The 7,850-nt window shown below is 71.0% G+C and carries 4 protein-coding genes; 3 read left to right on the top strand and 1 reads right to left on the bottom strand.

Going from position 1 to position 7,850, the window contains the following annotated elements; translation table 11 throughout:
- Nucleotides 1–229: 229 nt before the first annotated feature.
- Nucleotides 230–1,297 (bottom strand): AsnC family protein, encoded by a 1,068-nt coding sequence (locus ACFWX1_RS28225; protein ID WP_378392301.1) that lies wholly within the window; start codon nt 1,295–1,297, stop codon nt 230–232.
- Between the two features lie 310 nt (nt 1,298–1,607).
- Between ACFWX1_RS28225 and ACFWX1_RS28220 the strand changes: the two genes are divergently transcribed.
- The 3 genes from ACFWX1_RS28220 (at nt 1,608) to ACFWX1_RS28210 (ending at nt 7,639) form a co-directional block, all read left to right on the top strand.
- Nucleotides 1,608–4,925: a DUF885 domain-containing protein gene (locus ACFWX1_RS28220; protein ID WP_378392300.1), complete on the top strand. Its 3,318-nt coding sequence runs from the start codon at nt 1,608–1,610 to the stop codon at nt 4,923–4,925.
- 31 nt (nt 4,926–4,956) lie between these two features.
- Nucleotides 4,957–6,159 carry a fumarylacetoacetase gene (fahA, locus tag ACFWX1_RS28215; protein WP_378392299.1) on the top strand — a complete coding sequence of 401 codons (1,203 nt, stop codon included), beginning with the start codon at nt 4,957–4,959 and terminating at the stop codon, nt 6,157–6,159.
- Nucleotides 6,160–6,280: 121 nt separating this feature from the next.
- On the top strand, nt 6,281–7,639 hold the full coding sequence (locus ACFWX1_RS28210; protein ID WP_378392298.1) for an NAD-dependent succinate-semialdehyde dehydrogenase: 1,359 nt from the start codon (nt 6,281–6,283) through the stop codon (nt 7,637–7,639).
- The last annotated feature ends 211 nt before the right edge of the window (nt 7,640–7,850 follow it).

Below are 7,850 nucleotides of genomic sequence, written 5' to 3'. Positions count from 1 at the left end.
CTCTATGGCTGTTCTTCACAACATCCGCGGCGCTCGGGGGGTTTTCGGACCCAATCACAGCACCGGGAACGCGTCGCGACGTGCACCTCGCGGGGCCGCTGCCGCGGTCATGTCCCGAACGCTCCGTTGGCGACGCTGAACGTCCCGAACGGAGCGTTCGCGACATCCCCACCTGCCCGCCCGGCCGCGCGTAAGTCCCTGAAGGTGGCCTTCGGAGACAGCGACCCGGTCAGTCTTCGATGGACCAGGTGATGCTGCGTTCGTCCGGCTCCGGTCGCGGACTCCAGCGCACCGACACCACGCGCGTCGCGTCCGGCAGTACGTAGACCGTGTGGCCGCCCAGCGTCTCGCCGGGGCGCACGCCGATCTTGTGCGGCGGCCGCGAGGTCAGCGACACCGGTGCCTTGCCGATCGCCGTGCCGTCCGCGGTGAGCAGTTCGAGGTAGTTGTCCGGCAGCGAGGCGAACGGGATGTTCCCGCGGTTGGTGATCTCGGTGTGCACGACGACCGAGCGTTCCCCGTCCTCGAGCCGGTAGCCCGCGGCGCCGAACAGGTAGTCCGCCGGGTCCTGGACCTCCAGGAGCTGAACCGCGAGCTGCTCGCCCTCCAGCCCTTGCGTCTCCAGCACGTCCCCGGTCCGGCCCTGCTTCCCGGCCGCCGGCGGGGCCGGCGCCGGCTCGTCCCCGCGTGCCCACGACGACGACTGCGGCAGCCCCCAGGTGCTGAACACCGGGTCGACCGCGGCGGGCGGGGGAGCGGGGGCGAACTGCTGCTGCGGCGGCCCGGGTGGACGCTGCTGGGGCGGGGCCGCGGGCGGCGGGCCGGGGTAGCGGGCCGAGGGCGTCCCCTGCACCGTGTACGCGCCCGACGGCGCGCCCTGGACCGCGTAAGGGCCGGACGGCGCACCCTGCACGGTGTACGCGCCGGACGGCGCTCCTTGCACGGTGTAGGCGCCTGATGGCGCGCCCTGCACCGGATGCGGCGGAGCCTGCGGGTGCGGGGCCTGCGGCGGCCGCTGCTGAACGGGGGCCTGCTGAACGGGATTCTGCTGGGACGGCGGCTGGGCCGGGCGGTTCGCCCACGACGGCGGCGCTCCCGCGATGGCGGCACGCAGGCCCTGTGGATCGCTTTCCACGCCCACGAGCAGCGGCAGACCGCTGCCGGACAACGCGACCAGCCGGTAAGCGACCTCGCGCGGATCCATGCCGACCTTCGCCGCGAGCTCGTGCACGGCGGCCTTGCCCAGGTCGGCGAGCGCGGCGAGCAAGCGGGTATCGACGGGATCGGTCACAGCCACTCCCGGAACGCTACCGCCTCGCCCCGGCGGACGCGCCGAAGGCCGCCCGCGCACGTCGGGTTCCGGCGAGGCCGCGGGGGCACCCGGCCGGTCGCGACAAGGGCGTCCCTGGGTGCGTCGGATGCACCGAGGGCGTCCCTCGGCAGGCCCAGCGCACCCAGGGCGTCCCTCGGTGCCGGCTCCCCGCGGTGCTCGCTGTGGACAAAGCCCTGGTGCGAACGGACCGTTCGTGCCAGACAGCGGCGGCGGCCCCGGACTTGTGGTTAGGGTCGGAGACAACACCGTCCGCACACCCATGGGGGCCCACGCCATGACCGCAGTCGCCGCGCTCGCCGACGAGTTCGTCGAGGAGTTGTTCACCGTCGATCCGCTGACGCCCGCCCTGCTCGGCCTGCGATCGGACGCGGCGGGGCTGGGCGATTTCACCGAGGCCGCCGAACAGGCGCACCGGGCGAAGCTCGCCGAGTTCGTCGAGCGGGCACAGGCACTCGACGCCACCTCGCTCGACGCTCAGGACAGGGTCACCCGTGACGTCCTGATCAGCTCCGCGCAGGGGCGGATCGACCTGATCGACACCCGGTCCGCCGAGTTCACCGTCAGCGACCTGTTCATCGCCCCGGCCTCGGGGCTGCTCACCGCGCTGCCGATGGTTTCGGTGACCGCCGGCCCTGCGGCCGAGGCACAGCTGGGCAGGCTGGCCGCCGTCCCGGAGTACCTCCGGCAGGCCGCGCAACGGCATCGCGACGGCATCGCCGCGGGCCGGGTCCCGGTGGCGCGGCTGGTGCGGAGCGCCATCGCGCATCTGGACCGCTACCTGGCCGACCCGTCGGCGGATCCGTTGCGGCGTCAGCCCGCTCCGGACGAGGAGTTCGCCGACCGACGCGAAGAACTGCTGCGTGACGTCGTGCGCCCCGCGTTCGCCGAGTACCGGGACGTGCTGGCCACCGAGATCGCGCCACACGGGCGTCCCGACGACAAGCCCGGCGTGTGCTGGCTGCCCGGCGGCGAGGAGATCTACGCCCGGTTCGCGCGCAAGCACACCACCACCGACCGCGGACCGCGTGAACTGCACGAGACCGGCCTGGCGCTGATCGCCGCGCAGGCCGAGGAGTACCGGACGCTGGGGGAGCGGGTCTTCGGCACCCGCGAACTCCCGGAGATCTTCGCCAAACTGCGGACGGATCCGTCGCTGCGCTGGTCGAGCGCGGAGGAGCTGCTGCAGAGCGCTCGTGACGCGATCACCCGAGCGGAGGCGGAGGCGCCGAAGTGGTTCGGCACGATTCCCGAGCAGCCCTGGGTTCTCGAACCGATCCCCGAGGAGGTGGCGCCGGGCGCGCCGCCCGCGTACTACATGCCGCCCGCCATCGACGGCTCCCGCGCCGGCACGTACTTCGCGAACACCCACAAGGCGACCGACCGGTTCCGCCAGGCGTCCGAGGCCACGGCGTTCCACGAGGCCATCCCCGGCCACCACTTCCAGCTGAGCATCGCGCAGAACCTCACCGACCTGCCCCTGCTGCGCCGCATCGGCGACTTCAACGCCTACGTCGAGGGCTGGGGTCTCTACACGGAGCGGCTCGCCGAGGAAATGGGGCTCTACTCCGACGACGTCTCGCTGCTGGGCCTGCTGACCGTGGAGTCGATGCGGGCCGGGCGGCTGGTGGTCGACACCGGGCTGCACGCGCTCGGCTGGAGCAGGCAGCAGGCGGTGGACTACCTCGTCGAGCACACGCCGATGGCGCAGGTCGAGATCGAGTCCGAGGTCGACCGGTACATCGCCTATCCGGGCCAGGCGCTGTCGTACATGGTGGGGCGGCTGGAGATCCAGCGGATCCGCGCCGCGGCCGAGCGCAGGCTCGGATCGCGGTTCGACATCCGCGCCTTCCACGACGTCGTGCTTTCCGGTGGCGCGCTGCCGTTGTCGGTGCTGGACACCGTGGTGTCCGAATGGGTCGCCGGGCACGGGGACACTCCCAACGGGCTCGCCGAGGATCTGCTCGCCTTGCTGTTCGAGGCCGATCCGCTGTGGCCCTCCCAGCTCGGGCTGCCGGGCGACCACGACCGGCTGGGCGACCCGAGCGCGGAAGCCGCGGCGCGGCACCGCGAAGCCTGCTTCGACATCGTGACGCGGGCCGAAGCGCTCGATCGTGGCTCGCTCCCCGCAGAGGAAGCGATCACACGCGACGTCGTGATCTCCCAGGCGCGCAACGTCATCGACGCGCACGACGCGCGGCTGTTCGAGTTCTCGGTCAGTGACGGGCTCAGCTCGCCCGCGCTGACCCCGCTGGTGTATCTGCCCAACATCGTGCTGGACGACGAGGTGAAGACCCGCGGTTACCTCACCCGGCTCGGCGCGCTCGGCACGTACCTCGACGCGGTGATCGCGCGGCAGCTGTCGGCGTTGAAGGAGGGTTTCGTCCCGGCGGACTTCCTGGTGCGGATCGGCGTCGCCTACGTCGACCGCTATCTCGGCGCTCCGGACAACGACCCGCTGCGGGTCACCCCGAGCGTGACCGTCGAAGGGTTCGAGGCCGAGCGGGACCGGTTGCTCGCCGAAGTCGTCCGGCCCGCTTACGAGCGCTACCGCGACTTCCTGGCGAACGAGGTCCTCGAGCACGCCAGGCCCGAAACCGAGCCGGGGCTCGGCTATCTGCCTGGCGGGCGGGAGAAGTACGAAGGCATGATCCGCGTGGAGACCACCACGTCGCGGACCCCGAGGGAACTGCACGACACCGGGCTCGAGGTGATCGCGAAGCTGGCCGACGAGTACCGTGAGCTGGGCTCGCGGGTGTTCGGCACGACCGACCTCGCGGAGATCTTCGAACGGCTGCGCACCGATCCGGAGCTGCGCTGGCGCGACGGCGAGGAGCTGCTCGAAGCCGCCCGCACTGCTATCAAGCGGGCAGAATCCGTTGCGCCGCAATGGTTTTCGACGATTCCGGCGGCCAAGTGCGTGGTCGCTCCGGTCCCCGAGGCCGAGGGAGCGGGCGGCACGACCGCGTACTACCTCGAAGCCGCTTTGGACGGTTCGCGGCCGGGGACGTACTTCGCGAACACCCACGAGGCGAGCAGCAGGCCGAGGTGCACGAGTGAGGCGATCGCCTTCCACGAAGCCGTTCCCGGGCACCACTTCCAGCTCAGCATCGCGCAGAACCTCACCGACCTCCCGCTGTTGCGCCGCATCGGCGACTTCACCGCCTACTGCGAGGGCTGGGGTCTCTACGCCGAGCGGCTGGCCGACGAAATGGGGCTGTACTCCGGCGATGTGGCCCGGCTCGGGATGCTGATGCAGGACTCCCTGCGCGCGGCGAGGCTGGTCGTCGACACCGGGCTGCACGCGCTCGGCTGGAGCAGGCAGCAGGCGGTGGACTACCTGCGGGAGAACACGCCGGTGGCGCTGCTGGAGGTCGAGGCCGAGGTCGACCGGTACGTCTCGATTCCGGGGCAGGCACTGGGATACATGGTGGGACGGCTGGAGATCCAGCGGCTCCGCGCCGAGGCCGAGCGGGCGCTCGGGGACCGCTTCGACATCCGCGAGTTCCACGAGGTCGTGCTGGGCCACGGGACGCTGCCGCTCACCGTCCTGGACACCGTCGTCACCGACTGGATCACCGCCCGCACCTCCTGACCCGGCGCCGCCCCGACCGAAGGAGTACCGCGTGACCTGGCTCGACTTGGCCGAAGACACTCACTTCGGTCTGGACAACCTGCCCTACGGCGTGTTCTCCCGCCCCGGCGACACCCGGCGCCGCGTCGGGGCGGCCGTCGGCGACCAGGTGCTGGACCTGTCGGCGGCGATGGCGGACACGGTGTTCGCGCCGTTGTTCGGCGCGGGGGTGCTCAACCCGTTCCTGGCCGCCGGGCCCGCTACCTGGCGGGACGTGCGGGCACTGGTGCGGGAGTGGCTCACCGAGCCACGTCACGCGGAGAGGACCGCCCCGCACCTGGTGGCGCGTGACGAGGTGACCACGCATCTGCCGATCGAGGTCGCGGACTACGTCGACTTCTATTCGAGCGAGCAGCACGCGCTCAACGCCGGGCGGATCCTCCTGGGCGCCGACGGCGAGCTGGCGCCGAACTGGAAGCGGCTCCCGGTCGGCTACCACGGCAGGGCGGGCACGGTGGTGGTGTCCGGGACACCGGTCGTCCGGCCGAGCGGACAGCGCAAGCCGCGCAGCGCGGCCGAACCGAGCGTCGGCCCGTCGCGGCTGCTCGACATCGAGGCCGAGGTCGGGTTCGTCGTCGGCACACCGTCCACTTTGGGCACTCCGGTCCCCGTCGACGACTTCGCCGCGCACGTGTTCGGCGTGTGCCTGGTCAACGACTGGTCGGCGCGGGACATCCAGGGCTGGGAATCGCAACCGCTGGGCCCGTTCCTCGGCAAGTCCTTCGCGACGTCGATGTCGGCGTGGATCGTGCCGCTCGACGCGCTCGGCCACGCCAGGGTCGCCCCGCCCGTCCAGGATCCGGAGCCGTTCGAGTACCTGCGCGGCCGCGAGGCGTGGGGGATCGACCTCGCACTGGAGATCCGGCTCAACGGGCATCTGGTGTCCAGCCCGCCGTTCGCGACGCAGTACTGGACCGGCGCGCAGCAGCTCGCGCACCTGACGGTCAACGGCGCGAGCCTGCGTACCGGTGACCTGTACGCGTCGGGCACGGTCACCGGGCCCGAGCGGGAGCAGCGCGGTTCGCTGCTGGAGCTGAGCTGGGGCGGCCGTGAGCCGTTCGAGCTGGCCGGCGGTGAGACCCGGAAGTTCCTGCTGGACGGGGACGAGGTGGTCATCAGCGGGACGGCGCCGGGTCCCGGCGGCACCCGGATCGGCTTCGGCGAAGTGCGCGGGCGAGTCCTTCCCGCCGTCTGATTCCGCATCAGGGCCGGTGATGTGGCCCTGCACACGCCGATTTCGCGGTAGTTTGTATCCGGTATACAGTCTTCGTGGACGAGGGGCAGCGCCGGAGCAAGCACACGGAGGTCGGTACGCCATGTACTCAGTCACCAACCCGGCCACGGGCACGTTGATCGAAGAGATCCCGAATGCGACCGACGAGCATGTGGAGGCGGCCATCGAGCGGGTTCACCGCGGCTACTCCTCATGGCGGCGCCGCTCCGTCGCCGAACGCGCGGCCATCGTGCTGCGCGCCGCGGAACTCTTCGCCGAACGCGCCGACGAACTGGCCGCGATCATGACACTGGAGATGGGCAAGCGGATCAACGAAGGCCGCGGCGAGATCGGCATCGTGGTCGACATCTTCACCTACTACGGCGAGCACGGGCCCGCACTGCTGGCCGACGAGCCCCTGACGATCAAGGGCGGGAAGGCGGTCATCACCAAGGAGCCGATCGGTGCGCTGCTCGGGGTGATGCCGTGGAACTTCCCCTGTTACCAGGTGGCCCGCTTCGTGGCGCCGAATCTCGTGCTGGGCAACACGATCCTGCTCAAGCACGCCTCGATCTGCCCGCGTTCCGCGATGGCGATCGAAGAGATCCTGCACGAGGCCGGCGTGCCCGAAGACGCGTACGTCAACACGTTCGCCTCCAGCAGGCAGGTTCCCGGCATCCTCGCCGACTCGCGCATCCAGGGCGTGTCGCTGACGGGAAGCGAGCAGGCGGGGGTCGCGGTGGCCGCCGACGCGGGCCGGAACCTGAAACGGTGCGTCCTGGAACTCGGTGGCTCGGACCCGCTGATCGTGCTGGACACCGCGGACATGGACGAAACCGTGAAGGCCACGGCGACGGCGCGGATGCGCAACTGCGGCCAGTCCTGCAACGCCCCGAAGCGGATCATCGTGCTGGACGAGATCTACGACGAGTTCGTCAGCGGCTTCACCAAGCGGGTCGCCGAGTACTACGTGGCAGGCGACCCCGCCGACCCGGCGACGACCCTCCCGCCGCTGGCGTCGATCGCCGCCGCCGACGAGGTGGCCGCGCAGGTCCGTACCGCGATCGACCAGGGCGCGACGCTGCGCACCGGCGGGAACCGCATCGGCCCCGGCGCCTATCTCGAAGCCACCGTGCTCACGGACGTCACCCGCGACATGAACGCCTACTACGAGGAGATCTTCGGCCCGGTCGCGCTGATCTTCCGCGCTGCGTCCGAGGACGAGGCCGTCGCGATCGCCAACGACTCGCCGTTCGGGCTCGGCGCCAGCGTCTTCGGCACCGATCCGGAGCGGATGCGGCGAGTGGCCGGGCGGATCGAATCGGGCATGGTCTACCTGAACAGGGCGGGCGGGTCCCAGGCCGACCTGCCCTTCGGCGGGATCAAGCGCTCGGGCATGGGCCGCGAACTCGGCGCACTGGGCATCGAGGAGTTCATGAACAAGAAGTCCATCCGTCTCTGACCCGGGTTTCGCCGTCGCAAGCCTCGTCGGGTCGCGGTCAGGCCGTCGCAGGTTCCTCGACCGTCTGCGCCGCCTGACGAGGCTTGAAGACCTTGTTCGTCGTTGCGTGCTCGCAACCATCCTTAATGGACACTGCATGGGCGAGTGGCATGGAGGTGAAGAAGTGCCGCATGGCCTGAGTGCCGTTTCGACGATCGGTGGAGCCGCGCCC

Source organism: Amycolatopsis sp. NPDC059021 (assembly GCF_042739895.1).
In the GTDB taxonomy this organism is placed as follows: Bacteria; Actinomycetota; Actinomycetes; order Mycobacteriales; family Pseudonocardiaceae; genus Amycolatopsis.
Note: the sequence above shows the minus strand (reverse complement) of the source record. Positions and strands in the feature narration are given on the sequence as shown.